The sequence below is a fragment of the Arthrobacter sp. TJ-238 genome, assembly GCF_058269215.1.
Genome location: NZ_JBZCNH010000001.1, coordinates 244,070 through 264,725 on the forward strand (window position 1 = coordinate 244,070; position 20,656 = coordinate 264,725).

The following is a 20,656-nucleotide window of genomic DNA, read 5'->3' on the forward strand; positions in this document are numbered from 1 at the left end:
GAGCGTCAGTGGGCGTCGACAATGGTGTCGTTCCGGCCGAAGCGACGGTTCCTGAGGACCGGCAGGAACTCGCGGACGTCGTCGACCCTGCGGTGCGACACCTCGGTGGTGACGACGCCGCGTTCCTCGTCGTCGAGGTGGACCTGCGGGATGCCCATGGGGTCGAGGATGGCGGAGTGGCCGATCGTGTGGCTGCTGGAGGTGCCCGCGGCCGCCACCCAGAGGGTGTTCTCGATGGCGCGGGCCTTCAGCAGCGTCTCCCAGTGCTCGATCTTGTGCTCCCCCTTGAACCAGGACGCCGGCACGCAGAGGAGGTCCGCCCCGGCGTCGGCGAGCGCACGCGCCTGCTCGGGGAACCGGAGGTCGTAGCACGTCATGAGCCCCACGCGGACGTCGCCGATCTCGGCGACCGTGATGCCGCCGTCGCCCGGCTTGATGCGCGTCGATTCCTGGTAGCTGAAGGCGTCGTAGAGGTGCAGCTTGCGGTAGGTGTCCACGATCCGGCCGGTCGCGTCGATCAGCACGAGCGTGTTGAAGGGCCGTTCCTCGCCGCTGGGCTCGTAACCGCCGGCGATGATGCCGAGGGAGTGCTCGGCGGCGATGAAGGACAGCTGCTGCACGAAGGACGTCCAGGTCGCCTCGACCGCCTGCTGGAGCGGGCCCTCGACCTGCCCGATGGAGAGCATGGACTCCTCGGGGAAGACGATCAGCGCCGAGCCCTCGGAGGAGGCCTCCGCGGCGAGCTCCCGCATGACCGCCAGATTCGCCGGGACATCCCCACCCGGCCGGAACTGCCCGACGCTGACCAACATGTTGCCGCCCTCACGTGTATGCCGTGCCTTTCGACCAGCCTACAGACTCCCCGGGCGGCACGCCGGAGTAGCCTTCTCACCATGAGGAACCCGATGCAGGGCAGGCGGACCCCGCCGGGTCCCGGCCAGGAATCAGTGTGGGACTACCCGAGGCCGCCGCGGGTGGAGCAGGCGACGGCGATGATCGAGGTGCGCTTCGGCGGGCAGCTGATCGTCACCACGGACCGCGCGGTCCGGGTGCTCGAGACGAGCCACCCGCCGGTCTACTACCTGCCGATCGCGGATTTCGTGCCGGGCGTCCTCGTCCCTGTCGAGGGCACCACGCACTGCGAGTTCAAGGGCGCCGCGAGCTACTTCGACGTCGTCGCCGGCAGCGCGCGGAGCCCGCGCGGCGCGTGGACGTACCCCTCGCCGGTGGCGGGGTACGGGGAGCTGGCCTCACGAGCGGCCCTGTACCCGTCGCGGATGGACAGCTGCACCGTGGACGGTGAGACGGTGCAGGCGCAGGAGGGTGATTTCTACGGGGGCTGGATCACGGCGGCGATCGTGGGACCGTTCAAGGGGGGCGCAGGCACCTGGGGCTGGTGACGGACTGGTGCCCGGTTGATGCCGACTGGTGCCCGGCTGGTGCCCGTGGGCGCCCAGCGCGCGTTCAGGATCCACCGAGGTCGCGGACATGCTGCGTTGCTAGGCTTGTCGGCCGACCCCGTACGCAACGTCAGGACATCTCTCATGACCATCTCACGATCAGTGCGGCGCGCACGGCTGCTCACCGCGGCCCTCGTGGCCTCGGCGGCCCTCCTGGGCGGCTGCAGCGGCTCGGCGGAAGCACCCGAGGACACGGCGGCGTCGACCGCAGCGCCCTCGGAGGCGCCCGAGCAGGCGGCACTCCCCGAGCCCGACCTCGAGGGCATCCCGGACGTCGTCGCCGTGGTGAACGGCACGGAGATCAGCCGCGAGCTCTTCACCACCACCTACGAGGGCCAGTTCAGCCAGGCGGCGGGCCAGGCACAGGCCGGCGGCCAGGAGGTCGACCAGGACCAGCTGAAGACCACCGTCGCGGACAACCTCGTCAGCACCGAACTGCTCCGGCAGGAGGCGGAGGCCCGCGGGATCGAGGCGACGCCGGAAGCCCGCGCCGCCGCGATCGACGAACTCCTGCAGTCCAGCGGGCTCGGTTCGGAGGAGGAACTCCGTGCGGCAGCAGCCGAGCAGGGGCTCGACGACACCGCGTTCGACCGCCAGCTCTCCGACCAGGTGAAGCTCGACGCGCTCCTCGCCGAGGAGGCCGGCGACACCACGCCCACGGACCAGGAGATCCAGGACGCCTACGACGCCGCGGTGGCCCAGCAGGAGGCCGGCGGTGACACCACGGCGATCCCGCCGCTCGAGGAGGTGCGGTCGCAGGTCGAGGAGCAGCTACGGGGCGGGAAGACCTCGGAGGCCGCGCAGGCGCTCATCGGCAGGCTCCGCGAAAGCGCCGAGATCACGGTCAACCTCTAGCACCCGGTGCACGGCGAAGGGCGGCTCCCGCGGGAGCCGCCCTTCCTGTGTCCATGCCGCAACGGTGCTGCGGGATCCGCGTCAGCCGCCGATGAGGTCGTTGACCACGATGGTCTGGTCGCGGTCGGGCCCCACGCCGATGGCCGAGAACCGGGTCCCGGAGAGCTTCTCGAGCGCCCGCACGTAGGTCTGCGCGTTGTCCGGCAGGTCCTCGATGGTCCGGGCACCCGTGATGTCCTCGGTCCAGCCGTCGAAGTACTCGAAGATCGGCTTCGCGTGGTGGAACTCGGTCTGCGTCATGGGCATCTCGTCGTGCCGCACGCCGTCGACGTCGTACGCCACGCACACCGGGATGCTCTCGATCCCTGTGAGGACGTCGAGCTTCGTCACGAAGTAGTCGGTGAAGCCGTTGACGCGCGACGCATGGCGCGCCAGCACGGCGTCGTACCAGCCGCACCGGCGCGGGCGGCCCGTGTTCACGCCGAACTCACCGCCCTTGGTCTGCAGGTACATGCCCATGTCGTCGAACAGCTCGGTGGGGAACGGGCCTGCGCCCACACGCGTGGTGTACGCCTTGATGATGCCGATCGAGCGGGAGATGCGCGTGGGCCCGATGCCCGAGCCGACGGACGCGCCGCCCGCGGTGGGGTTCGACGACGTCACGAACGGGTAGGTGCCGTGGTCCACGTCGAGGAACGTGGCCTGGCCGCCCTCCATGAGGACCACCTTGCCGGCGTCGAGTGCCTCGTTGAGCACGAAGGTGGAATCGATCACGAGGGGCTTGAGGCGCTCGGCGAAGGACAGGAAGTACTCCACCACCTCCTCGACCTCGACGTCACGGCGGTTGTAGACCTTGACCAGCAGTTCGTTCTTCTGCTTGAGGGAGCCCTCCACCTTCTGGCGCAGGATCGACTCGTCGAAGACGTCCTGGACCCGGATGCCGAGGCGGGCCACCTTGTCCATGTAGGCAGGGCCGATACCGCGGCCCGTGGTACCGATGGCGCGCTTGCCGAGGAAGCGCTCGGTGACCTTGTCCAGCACCTGGTGGTAGGGGGCCACGAGGTGTGCGTTGGCGGACACGCGCAGCTTCGAGGTGTCGGCGCCGCGCGCCTGGAGCCCGTCGATCTCCTCGAAGAGCGCCTCGAGGTTGATCACGCAGCCGTTGCCGATGATCGGGACGGCGTTGGGGCTGAGGATGCCGGCGGGAAGGAGCTTCAGCTCGTACTTCTCGCCGTTGACCACGACGGTGTGGCCGGCGTTGTTGCCGCCGTTCGGCTTCACGACGTAGTCGACCCGGCCGCCCAGCAGGTCCGTGGCCTTGCCCTTACCCTCGTCGCCCCATTGGGCTCCGACGATCACGATTGCTGGCATGGGATCCTCCCCCATTCGGCACGGGTCCTCGCCACGCAACCGCGGCAGGCACGCCGTGCATCAGAACGCCCCAACCGGCCGCACGACGTGCGACCACTGGGGCTCTTACCGTCCGAGTTTAGCCGAGCGGCCCGAGCGGCGGCGAAATAAGCGGACCGTGACGGCCGCGGGCGGCTGCAGGTGGTGCCGGGCGGTCCACCGGCGCCCCGGTCCGGTGCGCCGGTGGCCCGTGCACAATGGGGTCATGGACCGCTTCGAAGGACACATCGCCGCGATCGGCACCACGTCGGGCACGCGACTGGTGATCGGACGGTGGGACACCTCGCCGTTCGGGGCGTTCACGGACGTCATGCTCGAGGAGGCTTCCGGCCGGCGGACGCTGCTCGCGCCCAGCCACGAGATCGCGGAGTACGTCCGGGCCACCTACACGTTCGACGACGTCGTGCTCACACCCGTGGCCTCGACGCTCACGGGTGACCGGCTCGTGGTCGACGCCGGAGAGCTGCGGGTCCGGGCCGGGATCGGGGGTGCCACCCTTCTCGGCCGCCTCCTCGGCCTCGTCCCGCGGCGCCTCGCCACGCACCCCCGCTGGCTCGGGCCCATCAGTCCGGTGGCGTCACGGCTCGTGAAGGGCGTCGCGACGGCCGGGTCCGCGGGGAACGGGCGCACCGAGTACTACGGCGTCACCTCCGCCCGGGCGATCGCCGGCGCGACGGCGACATGGCGCGGTGCCGACCTCGGCACCCTGGCCCCGGTGAGCCCGCCCGTGCGGTTCGGCTTCAGCTCCGCCCCTGCGCGTCCGCAACTGGTGACGGTGACGACGACGATCCGCCGCCCGGAGGAGTGACCGGCCCGCCTCCCGGGCTCCGTCCACACGTCTCGGCGGGTCGACGGCGGGCAGTGCCACGACACGCCGCCTCCCGGCGAGGCGCCCGGAACCCGTGCACGACGAGCCCGCAGGCCGGGCGCCGGTCCGTCAGCCGTCCGCACGTACCATCCGGTCCCGCGCCACCCGGTAGTGCGGCCAGTACCGGATCGGCCCGGGCAGCAAGGGCACGGCGAGCCGGGCGGTGAGGCGTACGACGGCGAACACCACGCGCTCGCGTCGGCGCCACGGAAGCGCATAGGCCTCCCGCAGGACCGGCGGCAGGACGCCCGCGGCCAGCAGGGAGGGCATGCCCCTCAGCGGCCACGGCACGATCGGCGGGTCCGGCGCGAGGACCTGCCGGGCGATCTGCCGTCCGGCCCCGCCGACGTGGAGCACGGCGCGGACCTGCTGCTCCACATACTGCTCGAGCCCGCCGTAGTCGCCGGGCAGGAGCCGGTCCGGCACGGCGAAGAAATGGGCGAACTGCCGCATGTCCCGGTAGTAGGCGTCGCGCTCTCCCGCCGGGACCGGCCGATGGAACGCGTGCGTCACCTCGATCGCCGACCAGACGAGGGTCGAGAACACCCAGAGGGACAGTTCCGGGTCGGTCGCGCTGTAGGGCGTCCCGGCGGGCATCGGTCCGCCGGGAACAGGGAGGGTCCCGCGGACGGGGCGATGCCTGCGGGCCACGTGGCCGGCGGCAGCGCGTACCTGGGCCCTGTCGCCGAACGTGACGGTGAGGACTGCATCCAATGTCCCGCGCAGGCGCTGCAGCGGGTCGGTCGCGAACCCGCTGTGGGCCCGCACCCCCTCGGCGACGAGCGGGTGTGCGACCTGCAGCAGCAGCGCGGCCGGACCGCCGGCGACGATCAGCCGTTCGCGGGCGATCCGCCAGGCGGCCGAATCAGGGCCGAACAGCCCGGCATCTCCCGCGGTGCCGGGCGCGGGCGCCGCCGGGAAGTACCGGGCACGGCCCTTCATGCGCCGCCCTCCGTCCGCAGGGTCGCACCCTCGTCATCGGACCTGTCGTCGGACCTGTCATCGGGCCAGTCACCGGACCCGTCCTCCGAGGCGCCGTCGTCGGTCCACTCGAGCAGGTCACCGGGCTGGCAGCCCAACACCCGGCACATGGCCTCGAGGGTGCTGAAGCGGACGGCCTTGGCCCGCCCGTTCTTCAGGACCGCCACGTTGGCAGGCGTCAGGCCCACCCGCTCCGCGAACTCGCCGACGCTCATCTTCCGCTTCGCCAGTTCGACGTCGATCCGCACCACGATCGGCATCAGATCACCTCGTCCAGTTCGGTGCGCAGCTGGCGGGCCTCGGCGTCCCGGTCCACCGCCTGCACCAGCAGTGCCTTCAGGACCAGGACGATCAACGCAACGGCCGCGATCGACACCGCCACCCCGCCGATCAGCAGGACGACGCCCGGCGCGACGGCCTCTCCGGGGGCGAGTGCCACGCCGAGCCCGAAGGTCAGCAGGCTCGCGGCGGCGAAGGCGCCGATCACCACGTTCACCAACCGGAAGGCATCACCCGAGAAGACGGTCCCCTGCCGCACCATGGTCAGCAGCCCCCAGACGCACACCACCGCGACCTGCAGGGCGAGGATCACCAGGACGGTGAGGACGACGAGCGGGGTCCGGATGAGCGCCACATCCGGATCCGCCTGCTCCAGGTCCACGCCCAGCAGCGGCACCATGACCACCTGGATGAAGACGGACCCCGCGAACATCATGCACAGCACGATCCGCAGCGCCAGGACGGCGAGTTTTCCCATGACAGCTCCTCCTACTGATTTCCAGTACGAAGCTATCGTTAATCGACACTATTCACAAGGCTATCGATATCAGTGGGTGTCCTTCACCGGACCGGGCGGACGCTCACGATCGCCCCGCGGCGTCTGTCCGTTCCTGCTGTGCGGCATCCCCGCCCTGTCCGCGGGCCGCGGTGACGTCCGCGACCCGTCGCGCAGGAATCAGATCGTGTAGTCCGAGCCGGGGTTCGCGGCGTCGATGTAGTCCCGGACCGCGCTCTGCGGCACGCGGTAGGACCGCCCGAACCGGATGCTGTTGATGGTGCCGGACTGCACCATCCGGTAGACGGTCATCTTCGAGACGCGCATCATGGCGGCCACTTCCGCCACCGTGTACAGCTGTCCCGTGCTTGTGCTCGTGGCCATGTCAGCCCCACTTCCCTTCGCCTCACCACGGTCTGTGGAGCCTTTAACATTGGTCGCGCTGGTAACAGCGGCACAAGGACAAGGACTACTCGTTTATCACAGGGCTCATCGAGTAATGGCGTGCGGGCAGCTCCCGCCTCGGAGACCTCCGAGCACCTCCGCGTGGGCCGGCTGCCGGTCCTGCCGGGGGCCCCGGACGCTGGAGGCGCGGGCGCCGGGCGGGAGCGTGCGGACCGCCCCGTCAGGACCCGGGGCAGCAGGAAGGACGGCCTTCCAGGAGCGGAGACCGTCCTTGCTGCTGCCCCGATGCGGGCGGGCGGTGGGGTTCAGCCCGCCAGCTGCGTGCTCGCCTCGGGATCGGACTCCCTGAGGAACACCGCGATCCGCTCGGCCTCCTCGATCTCCCCGATGGACGCCGCGGCCCGCCCCAGTGCGTAGAGCGCACGGAGGAATCCGCGGTTGGGCTCGTGCGAGTACGGGATGGGGCCGGCGCCGCGCCAGCCGCTGCGCCGGAGCGCGTCGAGGCCGCGGTGGTAGCCGGTACGGGCGTAGGCATAGGACTCGATGGTCCGGCCCTCGGCGTACGCCTCGTCGGCGAGGATCGCCCAGACGAGGGACGACGTGGGGTGCTTCGCCGCGAGGTCCACGGCTTCGTCGCCGGCCGCGAGGCGGCCGACGACGTCGGGCTCCTCGGGCAGGAGGGTGGGCTCGGGGCCCAGCAGGTTCTTCCGGAATTCGTCGGACATGGCTACAGCTTCTTCCCGGCGGACCCGAGGGAGGCCGCGGCCTCGACCACGCGGGCGGCGAGGCCGGCCTCGGCCGAGGCGCCCCACACGCGGGGGTCGTAGGTCTTCTTGTTGCCGACCTCGCCGTCGACCTTCAGGACGCCGTCGTAGTTCTTCAGCATGTGGTCGGCCACCGGGCGCGTGAACGCGTACTGGGTGTCGGTGTCGATGTTCATCTTGATGACGCCGTAGGAGACGGCGTCGGCGATCTCCTGCTCGGAGGAGCCGGAGCCCCCGTGGAACACGAGGTCGAAGGGCTTGTCCTTGCCGAGCTTCCGGCCCACCTGGTCCTGGATGTCCTTGAGGATCTCGGGGCGGAGCTTGACGCCGCCGGGCTTGTACACGCCGTGGACGTTGCCGAAGGTCAGCGCCGTGAGGTAGCGGCCGTGCTCGCCGGCGCCGAGGGCGTCGATGGTGGCGAGGGCGTCGTCCACCGTGGTGTAGAGCTTGTCGTTGATGGCGTTCTCGACGCCGTCCTCCTCACCGCCGACGGTACCGATCTCCACCTCGAGGATGATCTTCGCGGCCGCCGCGCGGGGCAGGATCTCCCGGGCGATCCGCAGGTTCTCCTCGAGGGTCTCGGCGGAGCCGTCCCACATGTGCGAGTTGAAGACGGGGTCGTGGCCGTTCTTCACGGCCTCCTCGGACGCGGCGAGCAGCGGCAGCACGAAGTCGTCGAGCTTGTCCTTCGGGCAGTGGTCGGTGTGCAGGGCGATGTTGACGTCGTACTTCTTCGCCACCTCCTTCGCGAAGGCCGCGAACCCGAGCGAACCGGCAACCATGTCCTTGACGCTCGCACCCGACCAGTAGGCGGCGCCGCCCGTGGAGACCTGCACGATGCCGTCGGAACCGGCCTCGGCGAAACCGCGCATCGCCGCGTTGAGGGTCTGGGAGGAGGTCACGTTCACAGCCGGGAATGCGAAGCCGCCCGCCTTCGCGCGGTCGATCATCTCGGCGTAAACATCAGGGGTTGCGATAGGCATGCTGAGGACTCCTTAGTGGTGGGAAGTGCTGGCTTCATCCTAGCGAGCGGGTCTGCCGGGCGCAGGAGGAGCCGTCGGGCTCCGTTCGAGGGCGTCGGCCGGACGCCGCCCGACGGGGGTGCCAGGCTTCCTCAGACGCGCTGGCCGAACACGTGCCGGCGCACCCAGCCGTGCATGGCGATCGCCGCGGCCGCCGAGGCGTTGATGGACCGCGTGGACCCGAACTGGGCGATCGAGAGCGTGGCCTCGGCCGCCTCGTGCACCTCGGGGGTAAGGCCCGGGCCCTCCTGCCCGAAGACCAGCACGCAGCGCTCCGGGAGGTCGTAGGTCTCGAGCGGCACCGAGTCGGGGAAGTTGTCGATCCCGATCACCGTCAGCCCTTCGGCGGCAGCCCAGGCCGTGAAATCGGCCACCGTGGGGTGGTGGCGGACGTGCTGGTAGCGGTCGGTGACCATCGCGCCGCGCCGGTTCCACCGCCGTCGTCCGATGATGTGCACCTCCCTGGCGAGGAAGGCGTTGGCCGTGCGCACCACGGAACCGATGTTGAGGTCGTGCTGCCAGTTCTCGATCGCCACGTGGAAGCCGTGGCGCCGCTCGTCGAGGTCGGCGACGATCGCCTCGTGCGTCCAGTACCGGTACCCGTCCGTGACGTTGCGGGTGTCCCCGGCGGCCAGGAGGTCGCGGTCCCAGCGGTCGCCGTCCGGCCACTCGCCCTCCCACGGTCCGACGCCGACCGTCGGTGCGTCACCGACCACCGGTGCGTCGGGGGCGGGCAGGTCGGGGCCGGTGTTCGGGAGGGATTGTTGCACCGTTCAAGCGTAGACGGCGCCGGAGATGGAAGACTGGCCCAGGACGGTCAACTCCCCCGGAAGGACGCCCATGCGCGAGAACGAACACATCGAGTGCTGGCTCACCGACATGGATGGCGTGCTGGTGCACGAGAACCATGCCATCCCCGGTGCCGCCGAACTGATCGACCGATGGGTGGCAACGTCGAAGCGGTTCCTCGTCCTGACCAACAACTCCATCTACACGCCGCGTGACCTCGCGGCGCGCCTGAAGGCGTCAGGGCTCGAGATCCCCGAGGAGAACCTCTGGACCTCGGCGCTGGCCACGGCGCAGTTCCTGAAGGACCAGCTGCCGGGCGGCAGGGCCTACGTGATCGGTGAGGCCGGCCTGACGACGGCGCTGCACGATGCGGGGTTCATCCTCACCGACACGAATCCCGACTACGTGGTGCTCGGCGAGACCCGCACGTACTCGTTCGAGGCCATCACGAAGGCGGTCCGCCTGATCCTGGAGGGCGCACGGTTCATCGCGACGAACCCCGACGTGACCGGGCCGTCGAAGGAGGGACCGCTGCCCGCCACGGGCGCCATCGCTGCGATGATCACGGCAGCGACGAGCCGCGACCCGTACGTCGTGGGCAAGCCGAACCCGATGATGTTCCGCTCGGCGATGAACCGGATCGACGCCCACTCGGAGACGACGGCGATGATCGGCGACCGCATGGACACGGACATCATCGCGGGCATGGAGGCGGGCCTGCACACCGTCCTCGTCCTCACCGGCATCACGCAGCCGGAGGACATCGACGCCTACCCGTTCCGGCCCGCGCAGATCTGCTCGTCCGTGGCGGACCTGATCGACCAGGTGTGACCGGTCAGGTCCGAGCCGGCCGCCCGTCCGGCGCACCGAGAGCTTCGAAGGCGCGCTTCGAGCCACCGCCGCGCGGCACGGGGATGTACTCGCGCTGCACCGCGGAGAGGATGCCCTGGTAGATGCCCGGATTCCACTGCGGACTGGCGTGCGCGGGCAGGGCGCCCTCGGTCACGCGGTCCACGGACACCACGTTGTCCGGCAGCTCCCGCGCCCAGCCGGCGCGCGCCGTCGCGTAGTCGACGACGCCGTCGGCCGGGTTCCCGGCGAACACCACCTTCGTGTCGCCGAGGGACAGCCGGAACCGCGTGACGTCGAAGTGGTAGATGTACGAGGACTCCGACTGGATGAGCTCGCTGCTGGGCGCCAGCGGGGAGAGCTGCTCGAGGGTCTGGTCCACGATCTGGCTCCAGGTCCGCTCGTCCTTATGGACGATCCGCTCGCCCAGCTCATAGGTCCCGCGCACACTGATGGGCACCCGCACACCGGCCTCGTAGAGGCGCACCACGCCGTCGAACATGCGCTGGTCCCTCACGTCGTACCGGCTGGACGGGGAGGAGTCGAGGAGGATCAGCTCCACGGGGATCCCGCGGTCACGCAGGCGTGCTGCGACTTCGACGGCCACCATGCCGCCGAAGCTGTGGCCGTAGAAGTAGAGCTTCTCCAGGCGGAAGTTCTCCACGTAGCGGTTCATGGTGGCCACGATGTTGTTGATGTCCAGCCCGCGGTTGGAGTAGCCCATCACGGCCAGCTGCGCCCGCTTCGACAGCACGGGGCGCAGCGCGTTGAGGATCCAGAGACCCTCCTCCCAGCTGGTCTTGTAACCGGGGAAGAGGACCCAGCGGTCGTTGGGGAACCGGGCCCGCGCGGTGTCGTCGTCGAGCGGCAGGATGCGGGTCTGCTCCCGCTGCGACTGGATGACGCGCGTGACCACGAGGTCCGTGGTCACCAGCGCGGCGGCCGCCGAACCGATCAGGAAGGACCGGCGGGAGGATTCACGGAAGGCCCGCGCCCGCAGCAGGGCCCGGTCGTCGTCATCGTTCACCTGCCGTCCCCCGCGGCCCTGGCCTTCGTCAGGCGAGTCCCAGCTCGTCCTTGCCGAACGCGAACAGGTACGGCACGCCGGCCTCGGACTCGATGCGCTCCTTCGAGCCCGTGCTCCGGTCCACGATTACCGCGACGGCCCGCACGTCGCCGCCGGCACGACGCACGCCCTCGACGGCGGTGAGCGCGGAGCCGCCCGTGGTCGAGGTGTCCTCGAGCACGACCACGCGGCGCCCCGCGATGTCGGGCCCCTCGACCTGCCGACCCATCCCGTGCGTCTTCTGGGTCTTGCGGACCACGAACGCGTCGATCGGGCGGCCGTCCTGCGCGGCGGCGTGCATCACGGCGGTGCCCACCGGGTCGGCGCCCATCGTCAGGCCGCCGGCGGCCTCGAAGGAGATGCCGGCGTCGTCGAGGAGCCGGAGCATGACACGGCCCACGAGGGCGGACGCCTCGTGGTGCAGCGTGATGCGGCGGAGGTCGATGTAGTAGTCGGCCTCGACACCGCTGGAGAGCGTGACGCTCTCGTGCACCACGGCGAGTTCCCTGATGAGCTCGAGGAGCCGGGTGCGGTCGGTGGTCTGCGCGGAGGTCTCGGCGGTCATGCGGCCAGTCTATCGACGGGCCGGCGGCGTCCTGAAACGGCCGGGGCGGGAGGATCAGCCGGCCAGGCTCGCGCTCGCCGCATCGATCGCCTCGGGCGAGAGGACGTGCGAGATGGCGAGCACGGCTGCCCCGGCGACGCCCGCGTTCTGCCCCGAGACCGAGGGGACGATGCGCAGGTGCTCGGTGGCGAGCGGGAGCGAGCGCGTGTACACGACCTCCCGGATGCCGGCGAGGAGGTGCTCGCCGGCCTGCGCGAGGGCTCCGCCGACGACGATCACCGACGGGTTGACGAGGTTGACGCACGTGGCGAGGACGTCGCCGATGTCCCGGCCCGCCTGCCGTACCGCCTGGAGCGCCTGGATGTCACCGGACCGGACCAGTTCGACGACGTCCTGGCTGCCCGAGAGGGCCTGCTCCCCGGATGTGCTCAGTGCTGCGGCCAGCGCCGGCCCGCCGGCGATGGCCTCGAGGCATCCCGCGTTGCCGCAGCGGCAGATGGTCTCCCCTCCCCGCGCCACCCGCACGTGCCCGAGGTCGCCCGCCGTACCCTGCGCACCGCGCTGCAGCACGCCGCCCAGGATGATGCCGGCCCCGATGCCCGTGGCCACCTTGATGAACATCAGGTCCGCCACCTCGGGCCAGCTCGCGTTCAGTTCGCCGAGGGCCATGATGTTCACGTCGTTGTCCACCAGGACGGGGACGGGGAAGTCGCGCTGGATGAAACCGGGCACGTCGAACCGGTCCCAGCCGGGCATGATGGGCGGATTGATGGGCCGCCCGGTGTCGTGCTCCACCGGCCCGGGCAGGCCGATCCCGACGGCGGCGAGATCGTCGGCCGTGCGGCCGTCGCGCTCCAGCAGGCCGGTGATGGCCGACGCCAACCAGCCGAGGACCGCCTCCGGTCCGTCGCCGATGCTGATCTGCTGCTGGGCGCGCCCGAGCTCCCGGCCGGAGAGATCCGCGAGGATGACGATCGCGTGGGTGGCACCGAGATCGGCACCGACCACCACGCGCGCCCCTGGGTTCAGCGCGAACAGCGACGGCGGACGGCCGCCCGTGGACGCCGCACCGCCGAAGGGGGCGACGAACCCGAGGGACATGAGCGTGTCGATCCGGGCGGCGACGGTGGAGCGGGCGAGGCCCGTCAGCTGCGCCAGCTCGGCCCGGGTGCGTGGTTGGCCGTCACGCAGCATCTGGAACACTTCGCTGGCACCGGATGGGCCCGGCGCCGACGGCCGCGGGGCGAATCCCCCATCGCTGGGCAGCCGGGTCGATGACGTGATGGACACCCTTTCAGTAAACCACTCGGCACTTCCAATGGCGCCTTCGACATCTCATAACATTCGCGAAGCATCTTTTGACGGTCTCTCGACAAAAGGGGGAGGCCGTGTCACAGTGGCCGCGTGGACGATGAAGTCAACACCTCAGGGGCTTCCACCCCGATCCTGCGTGTGACAGGGCTCTCGAAGAACTTCTTCGGAGTGCCCGTACTGAAGGACGCCTCGCTCGACCTCTTCCCGGGCGAGGTCCACGGCCTGGTCGGCGAGAACGGGGCCGGCAAGTCGACCCTCATGAAGCTGCTCGCCGGCGTCTACGCCCGCGATGCCGGCCGGGTGGAGCTCGACGGCGAACCGGTCGAGTTCACGCATCCCGTGCAGGCGCACCAGGCCGGCCTGTCCACGGTGTTCCAGGAGTTCAACCTGCTGCCCGAGCGCACCGTCGCCCAGAACATCTACCTCGGACGGGAGCCGCGGAAGGGGCTGCTCGTCGACCGCCGGGCCATGAACCGGGCCGCCGCCGACCTGCTGGAGGAGCTCGGCATCAGGAGCATCCGCCCCACCGCGTCGGTCAGTTCGCTCTCCGTGGCGCAGCAGCAGATCGTGGAGATCGCGAAGGCCGTGAGCTACGACGCCAGGATCATCTCGATGGACGAGCCCACCGCGGCGCTCGCGGGTCCGGAGGTCGACCTGCTCTACGGCATCATCGACCGGCTCCGGAAGCGCGGGACGGCCATCCTCTACGTGTCGCACCGGCTCAAGGAGATCTTCGACCTGTGCGACACCATCACGGTGCTCAAGGACGGCCGGATCGTCACCTCGTCGCCCGCGTCCGGGCTCGACGACGCCTCGCTGGTCCGCGCGATGGTCGGCCGGCCCATCTCGGCCTACTTCCCCGAGTCCCTACCCGGCACCACCGTGGGGGGCGCACTGCTGCAGGTGGGCGGGGGCGGCAACGACCAGCTCGACGGCGTGGACCTGACCCTCCACGCGGGCGAGATCGTCGGGGTCGCGGGACTGCAGGGCTCGGGGCGGACGGAACTGGTCGAGGCGATCTTCGGGGCCGCCGGCTTCACCCGCGGGGAGATGACCCTCGACGGCCGGCCGTACCGGCCACGGTCGCCGCGGCACGCCATCCGGCACCGGATCGCCCTGATCACCGAGGACCGCAAGGCCCAGGGACTCAGCCTGAACCAGTCCATCCTCGACAACGCCCTCAGCGTCGTCCGGTCCGTCGACCCCCGCCGCACCGCGCTCGCCCGCCGCCAGGCCCCGGGCGTGTTCTCGTCCCTCGAGGTCGTCGCCCGCGACCTCGACCAGGAGGTGCAGTTCCTCTCGGGCGGGAACCAGCAGAAGGTCGTCCTCGCGAAGTGGCTCGCGATCGACCCGCAGGTGGTGCTGCTCGACGAACCCACGCGCGGGATCGACGTCGGCGCGAAGGTCGCGGTCTACTCGCTGATGCGCCGGCTGGCGCAGGAAGGCAAGGCCATCCTCATGGTCTCGAGTGAACTCCCCGAAGTCCTCGGTATGTCCGACCGCGTGATCGTGATGCGGGACGGGCGGATCGCCGGGGAGATCCCGCCGTCGGCGTCGGAGGAACAGGTCCTCCAGCTCGCGACCGGCGCCCGGGGCGTGGCCCCGTGAACCGGCTGAGCTCGACGCACATCGTCTACCTCGTCGCCCTCGCGACGATCATCGCGGGCACCGTCCTCGTGGGGACCACGGGCCGCAACTTCTTCAGCACCGGCAACATCTCCGACATCCTCACCGGGACGAGCATCCTCGGCTTCATCGCGATCGGCCAGACGCTCGTCATCCTCGTGGGCAGCCTCGACCTCTCCGTCCCCTACGTCATCAGCCTCTCGAGCCTCATCGGGGCCGGGGTCATGGCGAACCAGGCCGGGAACATCGTGCCCGGGGTACTCCTGGCGCTGCTCGTCTCCGCCCTGATCGGCCTGGCCAACGGTGCGGTGGTGGCGGGGCTGAGGGTGCACGGCTTCATCGCGACCCTCGGCATGGGACTGATCGTGAGCGGATACCTCGGCTCCACCTACCAGGGCAGCGCGGGGCAGGCGCCGCTCGCGTTCCGTCTCATCGGGGCCACGGGCATCGGACCGGTCCCCGTCTCCACGCTCATCATGCTGGCCTGCGCCGCCGTCGTGCTCGTCATGCTGAACACCACCCGCCTCGGCCACGCCATGTATGCCGTCGGGGGTGACTCCGCCGTGGCGAGGATGTCCGGTGTCAGGACGCGCACACCGGTCATCGCGGCGCACGTGATCTGCTCCACGATGGCGGGCCTCGCCGGCCTGCTGCTGGCCGCGCGCCTCGGCGTCGGCAGCCCGACCATCGGGTCCCAGGGCGGGTACGACCTGCTGTCGATCGCCGCCGTCGTGCTCGGCGGGACGCTCCTGGCCGGCGGGAAGGGCTCGCTCGTGGGCACCCTCGGCGGCGTGCTCATCTTCGCCATGCTCGACAACATCATGAGCGTGCTGCAGGTCAACCCGTTCCTCAAGGACGTGGTCCGCGGCATCGTGATCGTGGTCGCCGTGGCCGTCTACTCGCGGCGCAGGACCGTGCCCCGGCCCGCACGGTTCGGCCGGGGCACCCACCAGGGCGATACCGCGCCACCGCGGGGACCGGGAGACTCGTCGCAGGGCGACGGGCCGGCCCACGGCGACGGCACGGACGCGCGGAACGAGGTGTCGGCATGAGCGTCGCGACCGAACGCGCCGTCCTGCAGCAGAACCGCTCGCCCCGGGGCGAACGCGTCCTCCGGGCCCTGCGCACACCCAGCGGGGCGGTCTTCGTCCTCACGGCCGTCCTCTTCCTCGCCGTCCTGGCCGCGAACCCCTCCTTCGGGGAGCCGAGCTCCCTGATCCGCTTCATCGGCCGCACGGCGCCCATCGCGATCGCCGCGATCGGGCAGTACTTCGTCATCGTGTCGGGCGAGTTCGATCTCTCGATGGGCTCGGTGGTCACCGCGCAGGTCATCATCGCCGGCAACCTGATCGGCCAGGACGAGTCGCGGGTCCTTCCGGTGCTCGCCCTGATGATCGTGTTCGGGGCCTTCGTGGGACTCGTGAACGGCCTGGCGACGACGCTCCTGAAGGTGCCGAGCTTCATCGTGACCCTCGGCACCATGCTGGCGCTGCTCGGTCTCGTGCTGTTCTGGACGGGCGGTGCGGCCACCGGCAACCCGGCGGACAGCTTCCGGCAGATCGGCCGCGGCGGCATCCAGGACATCCCGGTCCTCGAGGTGCTGCCCTACCCCGTGATCATCCTCGCCGTCGTCGCCGCAGCAGCCTTCTGGCTCATGCGCAGGCCCTACGGGCGCACGCTCGTGGCCGTGGGCGACAACTCCCGTGCCGCCGCCCTGACCGGTGCCTCCGTCTGGTGGATCCGGACCCGGGCCTTCATGCTGTCTTCCCTGGCGGCCACCGTGGCGGGCGTGATCCTCGTGGGCTACGCCGGGGTCCACCCGTCGGTGGGCCAGGGTTACGAGTTCACGGCGATCACCGCCGTCGTGCTCGGCGGTGTGGTGATCGGCGGCGGGCGCGGCTGGGTCCTCTCCGCCGCCGCGGGAGCCTTCGCCCTCGAACTGCTGTTCACCCTCCTGAACTTCCTCGGCGTCGAATCCACCTGGCGCGAAAGCGTCCAGGGCGCGATCATCATCGTCGCCGTGGCAGCCGCGTCCCGGAACTGGCAGCGCAGACGCCGCGGCGCGAGTGCCGAGGCCCACGACGAGCACCGTCCACTAACAGCACCGACGCCCGCACCGGGCACCAATGAGGGAGGAACATGATGCGCACAAGCATCCTGGGCAAGGTCACGGTGATCGCAGCGACGTCGCTGCTCGCCCTGACGGCCTGCACCACCGATTCGTCCATCGAGGATCCGCCGGCCGCCGAAGGCGGCGCGAGCGCGGAGTCCAGCGAGGCCGCGCAGCCCAGTGAGGACAGCACGGAGTGGTTCGACCAGGCCGTCTACGACGAGCAGGACGCGCAGCGCTCGGCCACCTTCGAAGGGGACCCGGAGCAGCCGTACCTGCAGTACATCGACGGGGAGATGACGGACACCGCGGCCTTCGCTGCCGAGGGGCCGCAGAAGGCGTGCTTCTCGAACGCCTCGATCTCCAACCCCTGGCGCCAGACGGGCTGGATCACCATGAACCAGCAGCTCCAGGTGCTGCAGGAGGCCGGCGTCATTTCGGAGATGGAGACGCGCGACGCACAGGACGACGACAACACGCAGATCGCCGACATCGACTACTTCATCGCCGAGGGCAACTGCGATGCCTTCATCATCTCCCCGAACTCCACTGCGGCCATGACGCCCGCCGTCGAGCGCGCGTGCGAGACCGGCAAGCCCGTGATCGTGTTCGACCGCGGCGTGCAGACGGACTGCGCCGTGACGTTCATCCACCCCATCGGCGGCTTCGCCTGGGGTATCGACACCGCCGAGTTCCTGAGCGAACGGCTCGGTGAGGGCGACAAGGTGGTGGCGCTGCGCATCCTCCCCGGCGTCGACGTGCTGGAACAGCGCTGGGCGGCGGCGGAGCGCATCTTCGAGGAGAACGGCATCGAAGCTGTGGACTACTTCACCGGCGCCGATCCGGTGGAGATCAAGTCGATCATCTCGGACGAACTCGCCACCGGTGACGTGCAGGGCGTTTGGATGGACGCGGGCGACGGCGCCGTCGCCGCGATCGAGGCGTTCGAGGACGCCGGGGCCGACCTTCCCGTCATGACGGGCGAGGACGAGATGAGCTTCCTGCGCAAGTGGGACGAGACCGGCATCGACGCCCTGGCGCCGGTGTACTCGAACTTCCAGTGGCGCACCCCGCTGCTCGCGCTGCAGAAGATCTTCGCCGGTGAGGAGGTCCCTGCCGAGTGGGTCCTCCCCCAGTCCCCCATCACCGAGGACGAGCGCGCCGAGTTCCTGACCGCGAACGAGGGCATGCCCGACGGGCACTACGCCAAGTTCGGCGGCGAGGACCTGCCCGGGTACCCGACGGTGTGGCAGGAGCGCCAGATCCCCTGACACGACGTTCCGGGACAAGGATCGGGAAGGAGGCAGGACCATGGACGACGGCGTGCGCCCCATCGGCATCAACACGTGGGTATGGACATCGCCCCTGACGGACGCGGACCTGCCTCCCCTCCTCTCCCGGATCGCCGATCTCGGCTTCGACGGCGTGGAACTCCCCCTCGAGAACGCGGGGGACCTCACGGCCGGGGCGGTGCGTGACGCCCTCGCCGTGATGGGTCTCTCGGCCACCGTCGTCGGTGCGATGGCGCCGGGTCGGGACCTGGTCGGCGCCTCTCCCGCGGACGTCCGCAGGACCCAGCGCTACCTTCTCGCGTGCATCGACCTGGCGCAGGCGATCGGCGCCCGGAGCGTGTGCGGCCCGTTCTACTCCGCAACGGGCCGCGTATGGAGGATGGGCGACGACGAACGCGCCGCGGCCTACGCCGAACTGCGGGAGAACCTCGCGCCCGTCGCCGACCGGGCGGTCGCCGCGGGAGTCGTCCTCGGCATCGAGCCGCTGAACCGGTACGAGACCTCCCTCGTGAACACCGTGGACCAGGCACTCGAGGCGCTGGGGCCGCTGCTCGGCAGCGGTGTGGGGCTCGCACTCGACTCCTACCACCTCGCCATCGAGGAGCGGTCCTCGGCCGGGGCCATCAGGGCGGCCGGCCCGCACCTGGTGCACCTGCAGGTGTGCGGCAACGACCGCGGCGCGCCGGGCGGCGACCAGACGGACTGGCCGGCGCTCTTCGCCGCGCTCGACGACGTCGGGTACGGCGGGCCTGTCAACATCGAGAGCTTCACCGCCCACAATGCGAGCATCGCGGTCGCCGCATCCATCTGGCGTCCGCTCGCCACGAGCCAGGACCGCCTGGCCGAGGACGGACTGGCCTTCCTGCGCCGGATGGGCGCCGGGCAGCGCCGGCATCCCCCGGGCGCTGCGCTGCAGGACGCCTCCTCCGAGTTCTGACTCTCGACGTGTCATGATTCCTCAAGACTTGTGCGTCTTTTGATTGACGCTCGTCAAAAGCTCGGCATACTGGGAGGGAACCAGCTCACAACAGGGGTCCGGCACGTCAGGTGTCACGGAAACCGTCGAGATGTGGGCTCGGCCGATCGCAGTTACTCAAAGGAGAGATGAACCGTGAAAGTACCCGTCAAGGCCCTGTCTACGCTCGCCGTCCTGGGGCTCGGCATGACGAGCCTCGCAGCCTGCGGCTCCGGATCCGGCGAAGCCACCTCGGGAGACACCCTCACCTACTGGGCGTCCAACCAGGGCACCACGGTCGAGGACGACCGCAAGGTGCTCGAGGAGTCGCTCGCCCGGTTCACCGAGGAGACCGGCACCGAAGTGGAGCTCGAAGTCATCCCGTGGACCGACCTCTACAACCGCATCCTCACCGCCGTCAGCAGCGGCGAAGGTCCGGACGTCCTCAACATCGGCAACACCTGGGCCACCACGCTCCAGGAGACCGGCGCGTTCCTGCCCTTCGAGGGCGACGCGCTCGAGGCCGTGGGCGGCCAGGACCGCTTCATCCAGAGCAGCTGGTCGACCGGCGGCGCGGAGGGCGAGGCCCCCACCTCCATCCCCCTGTACGGCCTGAGCTACTCGCTCTACTACAACACCGAGATGTTCGCGGCCGCGGGCATCGAGGCGCCGCCGGAGACGTGGGACGAGTTCGTCGAGACCGCGAAGAAGCTGACCATCGACACAGACGGCGACGGCAAGATCGACCAGTGGGGTGTCTCCCTCGCGGGCAGCTCCATCTCCAACAACGCGCACCAGGCATTCGTCCGCGGCCTGCAGGCCGGCGGGTCGCTCTTCGACGAGAACGGCGAACCCACGTTCGCGAGCGACGAGCAGGTCGCCGGGGTGAAGCAGTGGGTGGACCTGATGGCCGTCGACAAGGTGGTCTCGCCGTCGAACGCCGAGTTCACCGGCGGCAGCCAGATGGTGGAGGACTTCGCCGCGGGCAACGCGGCCATGTTCTTCGACCAGGCGCCCGCCAAGACCCTCAACGCCCGCGGCTTCGAGAACTTCGCGGCCGCACCCGTCCCGCTGACCGACCCGGCCGCCACGGGTGACGAGGCGACCATGAGCCACGTCGCCGGGATCAACCTCAGCATCTTCAACGAGACGGACAACGAGGAGGGCGCCCTGAAGCTGGCCGCGCACCTCACGAGCGACGAGGAGCAGGTCTACCTCAACAAGGCCTTCACCGCGCTGCCGGTGCTGTCGGCCGCGTACGAGGACGAGGCGTTCAAGTCCGAGGAGATCACGCTCAAGCAGGGCATCCTCGAGAACAACGCCAAGCCGATGCCGCTCATCAGCCAGGAGGGCCAGATGGAGACCCTCGTGGGCACCGCGATCAAGAACCTGTTCGCGCAGGCCGCCACGGGGACCGTCACGGAGGACGACATCCGCACGGCGCTCGAAGACGCCAACAGCCAGATGGCGGCCGCCCAGTAACTCAGCCTCCGCAGGTGCCCGCCCCCCCGGCGGGCACCTGCTCCTGATCCCGCTCAGTCCAAGGAGCA

At 70.2% G+C, this 20,656-nt stretch carries 22 protein-coding genes; 10 read left to right on the forward strand and 12 right to left on the reverse strand.

From position 1 onward, the window contains the following. Nucleotides 1–5: 5 nt before the first annotated feature. Entirely contained in the window at nucleotides 6–812 is an 807-nt protein-coding gene (locus AC4D2O_RS01125) for a carbon-nitrogen hydrolase family protein (protein ID WP_490904686.1), read from the reverse strand. A gap of 81 nt (nucleotides 813–893) precedes the next feature. Here AC4D2O_RS01125 and AC4D2O_RS01130 point away from each other — a divergent pair, with 81 nt between their 5' ends. Continuing rightward, nucleotides 894–1,400, forward strand: coding sequence for a DUF427 domain-containing protein (locus tag AC4D2O_RS01130; RefSeq protein WP_490904687.1), 507 nt, complete (start codon nucleotides 894–896; stop codon nucleotides 1,398–1,400). A 144-nt stretch (nucleotides 1,401–1,544) separates the two neighbouring features. Then, complete coding sequence (locus AC4D2O_RS01135) at nucleotides 1,545–2,315, forward strand: SurA N-terminal domain-containing protein (RefSeq protein ID WP_490904689.1); 771 nt, start codon at nucleotides 1,545–1,547, stop codon at nucleotides 2,313–2,315. A gap of 81 nt (nucleotides 2,316–2,396) precedes the next feature. Here AC4D2O_RS01135 and AC4D2O_RS01140 read toward each other — a convergent pair whose 3' ends face one another. Continuing rightward, on the reverse strand, nucleotides 2,397–3,686 hold the full coding sequence (locus AC4D2O_RS01140; RefSeq protein ID WP_490904690.1) for an adenylosuccinate synthase: 1,290 nt from the start codon (nucleotides 3,684–3,686) through the stop codon (nucleotides 2,397–2,399). 244 nt (nucleotides 3,687–3,930) lie between these two features. Here AC4D2O_RS01140 and AC4D2O_RS01145 point away from each other — a divergent pair, with 244 nt between their 5' ends. Next, nucleotides 3,931–4,533: a hypothetical protein gene (locus AC4D2O_RS01145; RefSeq protein ID WP_490904691.1), complete on the forward strand. Its 603-nt coding sequence runs from the start codon at nucleotides 3,931–3,933 to the stop codon at nucleotides 4,531–4,533. A 129-nt stretch (nucleotides 4,534–4,662) separates the two neighbouring features. Here the strand turns inward: AC4D2O_RS01145 and AC4D2O_RS01150 are convergent, their stop codons facing one another. The 7 genes from AC4D2O_RS01150 to AC4D2O_RS01180 all read right to left on the reverse strand — a co-directional run bounded on the left by AC4D2O_RS01150 (nucleotide 4,663) and on the right by AC4D2O_RS01180 (nucleotide 9,277). After that, the gene (locus AC4D2O_RS01150) at nucleotides 4,663–5,535 is read right to left on the reverse strand and encodes an oxygenase MpaB family protein (protein ID WP_490904693.1); all 873 of its coding nucleotides are present in this window, start codon (nucleotides 5,533–5,535) and stop codon (nucleotides 4,663–4,665) included. After that, a complete protein-coding gene (locus AC4D2O_RS01155; protein WP_490904694.1) occupies nucleotides 5,532–5,834 on the reverse strand; it encodes a helix-turn-helix domain-containing protein in 303 nt (100 codons plus the stop codon). Before AC4D2O_RS01155 ends, AC4D2O_RS01150 begins: the two co-directional genes overlap by 4 nt. Beyond that, entirely contained in the window at nucleotides 5,834–6,331 is a 498-nt protein-coding gene (locus AC4D2O_RS01160) for a DUF2975 domain-containing protein (RefSeq protein WP_490904695.1), read from the reverse strand. The genes AC4D2O_RS01155 and AC4D2O_RS01160 overlap by 1 nt, the downstream gene beginning before the upstream one ends. 198 nt (nucleotides 6,332–6,529) lie before the next feature. Then, complete coding sequence (locus tag AC4D2O_RS01165; RefSeq protein WP_490904696.1) at nucleotides 6,530–6,733, reverse strand: helix-turn-helix domain-containing protein; 204 nt, start codon at nucleotides 6,731–6,733, stop codon at nucleotides 6,530–6,532. Between the two features lie 326 nt (nucleotides 6,734–7,059). Then, the gene (locus tag AC4D2O_RS01170; RefSeq protein WP_490904697.1) at nucleotides 7,060–7,479 is read right to left on the reverse strand and encodes a DUF3151 domain-containing protein; all 420 of its coding nucleotides are present in this window, start codon (nucleotides 7,477–7,479) and stop codon (nucleotides 7,060–7,062) included. Nucleotides 7,480–7,481: 2 nt separating this feature from the next. Further along, nucleotides 7,482–8,501 carry a class II fructose-bisphosphate aldolase gene (gene fbaA / locus AC4D2O_RS01175; protein WP_490904698.1) on the reverse strand — a complete coding sequence of 340 codons (1,020 nt, stop codon included), beginning with the start codon at nucleotides 8,499–8,501 and terminating at the stop codon, nucleotides 7,482–7,484. Between the two features lie 131 nt (nucleotides 8,502–8,632). Next, nucleotides 8,633–9,277 carry a TrmH family RNA methyltransferase gene (locus tag AC4D2O_RS01180; protein ID WP_490905164.1) on the reverse strand — a complete coding sequence of 215 codons (645 nt, stop codon included), beginning with the start codon at nucleotides 9,275–9,277 and terminating at the stop codon, nucleotides 8,633–8,635. 103 nt (nucleotides 9,278–9,380) lie between these two features. Between AC4D2O_RS01180 and AC4D2O_RS01185 the strand changes: the two genes are divergently transcribed. Next, nucleotides 9,381–10,160: an HAD-IIA family hydrolase gene (locus AC4D2O_RS01185; RefSeq protein ID WP_490904699.1), complete on the forward strand. Its 780-nt coding sequence runs from the start codon at nucleotides 9,381–9,383 to the stop codon at nucleotides 10,158–10,160. Between the two features lie 4 nt (nucleotides 10,161–10,164). On the opposite strand, the gene AC4D2O_RS01190 is transcribed toward AC4D2O_RS01185, so the two are convergent. Genes AC4D2O_RS01190 through AC4D2O_RS01200 form a run of 3 tightly spaced genes read right to left on the reverse strand, consistent with a single transcriptional unit; the run spans nucleotide 10,165 to nucleotide 13,003 of the window. Next, nucleotides 10,165–11,205 (reverse strand): thioesterase domain-containing protein, encoded by a 1,041-nt coding sequence (locus tag AC4D2O_RS01190; protein WP_490904700.1) that lies wholly within the window; start codon nucleotides 11,203–11,205, stop codon nucleotides 10,165–10,167. Between the two features lie 28 nt (nucleotides 11,206–11,233). Beyond that, nucleotides 11,234–11,809 (reverse strand): orotate phosphoribosyltransferase, encoded by a 576-nt coding sequence (pyrE, locus tag AC4D2O_RS01195; protein ID WP_490904703.1) that lies wholly within the window; start codon nucleotides 11,807–11,809, stop codon nucleotides 11,234–11,236. Between the two features lie 54 nt (nucleotides 11,810–11,863). After that, on the reverse strand, nucleotides 11,864–13,003 hold the full coding sequence (locus tag AC4D2O_RS01200) for an ROK family transcriptional regulator (RefSeq protein ID WP_490905165.1): 1,140 nt from the start codon (nucleotides 13,001–13,003) through the stop codon (nucleotides 11,864–11,866). A gap of 210 nt (nucleotides 13,004–13,213) precedes the next feature. On the opposite strand from AC4D2O_RS01200, the gene AC4D2O_RS01205 reads away from it, so the two are divergent. From AC4D2O_RS01205 to AC4D2O_RS01230, 6 genes are all read left to right on the forward strand, one after another. Continuing rightward, nucleotides 13,214–14,731, forward strand: a complete 1,518-nt coding sequence (locus AC4D2O_RS01205; RefSeq protein WP_490904705.1) for a sugar ABC transporter ATP-binding protein — start codon at nucleotides 13,214–13,216, stop codon at nucleotides 14,729–14,731. Beyond that, complete coding sequence (locus AC4D2O_RS01210; RefSeq protein ID WP_490904706.1) at nucleotides 14,728–15,801, forward strand: ABC transporter permease; 1,074 nt, start codon at nucleotides 14,728–14,730, stop codon at nucleotides 15,799–15,801. Before AC4D2O_RS01205 ends, AC4D2O_RS01210 begins: the two co-directional genes overlap by 4 nt. Then, nucleotides 15,798–16,892: an ABC transporter permease gene (locus AC4D2O_RS01215; RefSeq protein WP_490904708.1), complete on the forward strand. Its 1,095-nt coding sequence runs from the start codon at nucleotides 15,798–15,800 to the stop codon at nucleotides 16,890–16,892. Before AC4D2O_RS01210 ends, AC4D2O_RS01215 begins: the two co-directional genes overlap by 4 nt. Then, nucleotides 16,892–18,130, forward strand: a complete 1,239-nt coding sequence (locus tag AC4D2O_RS01220) for a substrate-binding domain-containing protein (protein ID WP_490905166.1) — start codon at nucleotides 16,892–16,894, stop codon at nucleotides 18,128–18,130. Before AC4D2O_RS01215 ends, AC4D2O_RS01220 begins: the two co-directional genes overlap by 1 nt. Before the next feature lie 40 nt (nucleotides 18,131–18,170). Further along, nucleotides 18,171–19,088: a sugar phosphate isomerase/epimerase family protein gene (locus tag AC4D2O_RS01225; protein WP_490904711.1), complete on the forward strand. Its 918-nt coding sequence runs from the start codon at nucleotides 18,171–18,173 to the stop codon at nucleotides 19,086–19,088. A gap of 174 nt (nucleotides 19,089–19,262) precedes the next feature. Beyond that, nucleotides 19,263–20,588, forward strand: coding sequence for an ABC transporter substrate-binding protein (locus AC4D2O_RS01230; protein ID WP_490904712.1), 1,326 nt, complete (start codon nucleotides 19,263–19,265; stop codon nucleotides 20,586–20,588). The last annotated feature ends 68 nt before the right edge of the window (nucleotides 20,589–20,656 follow it).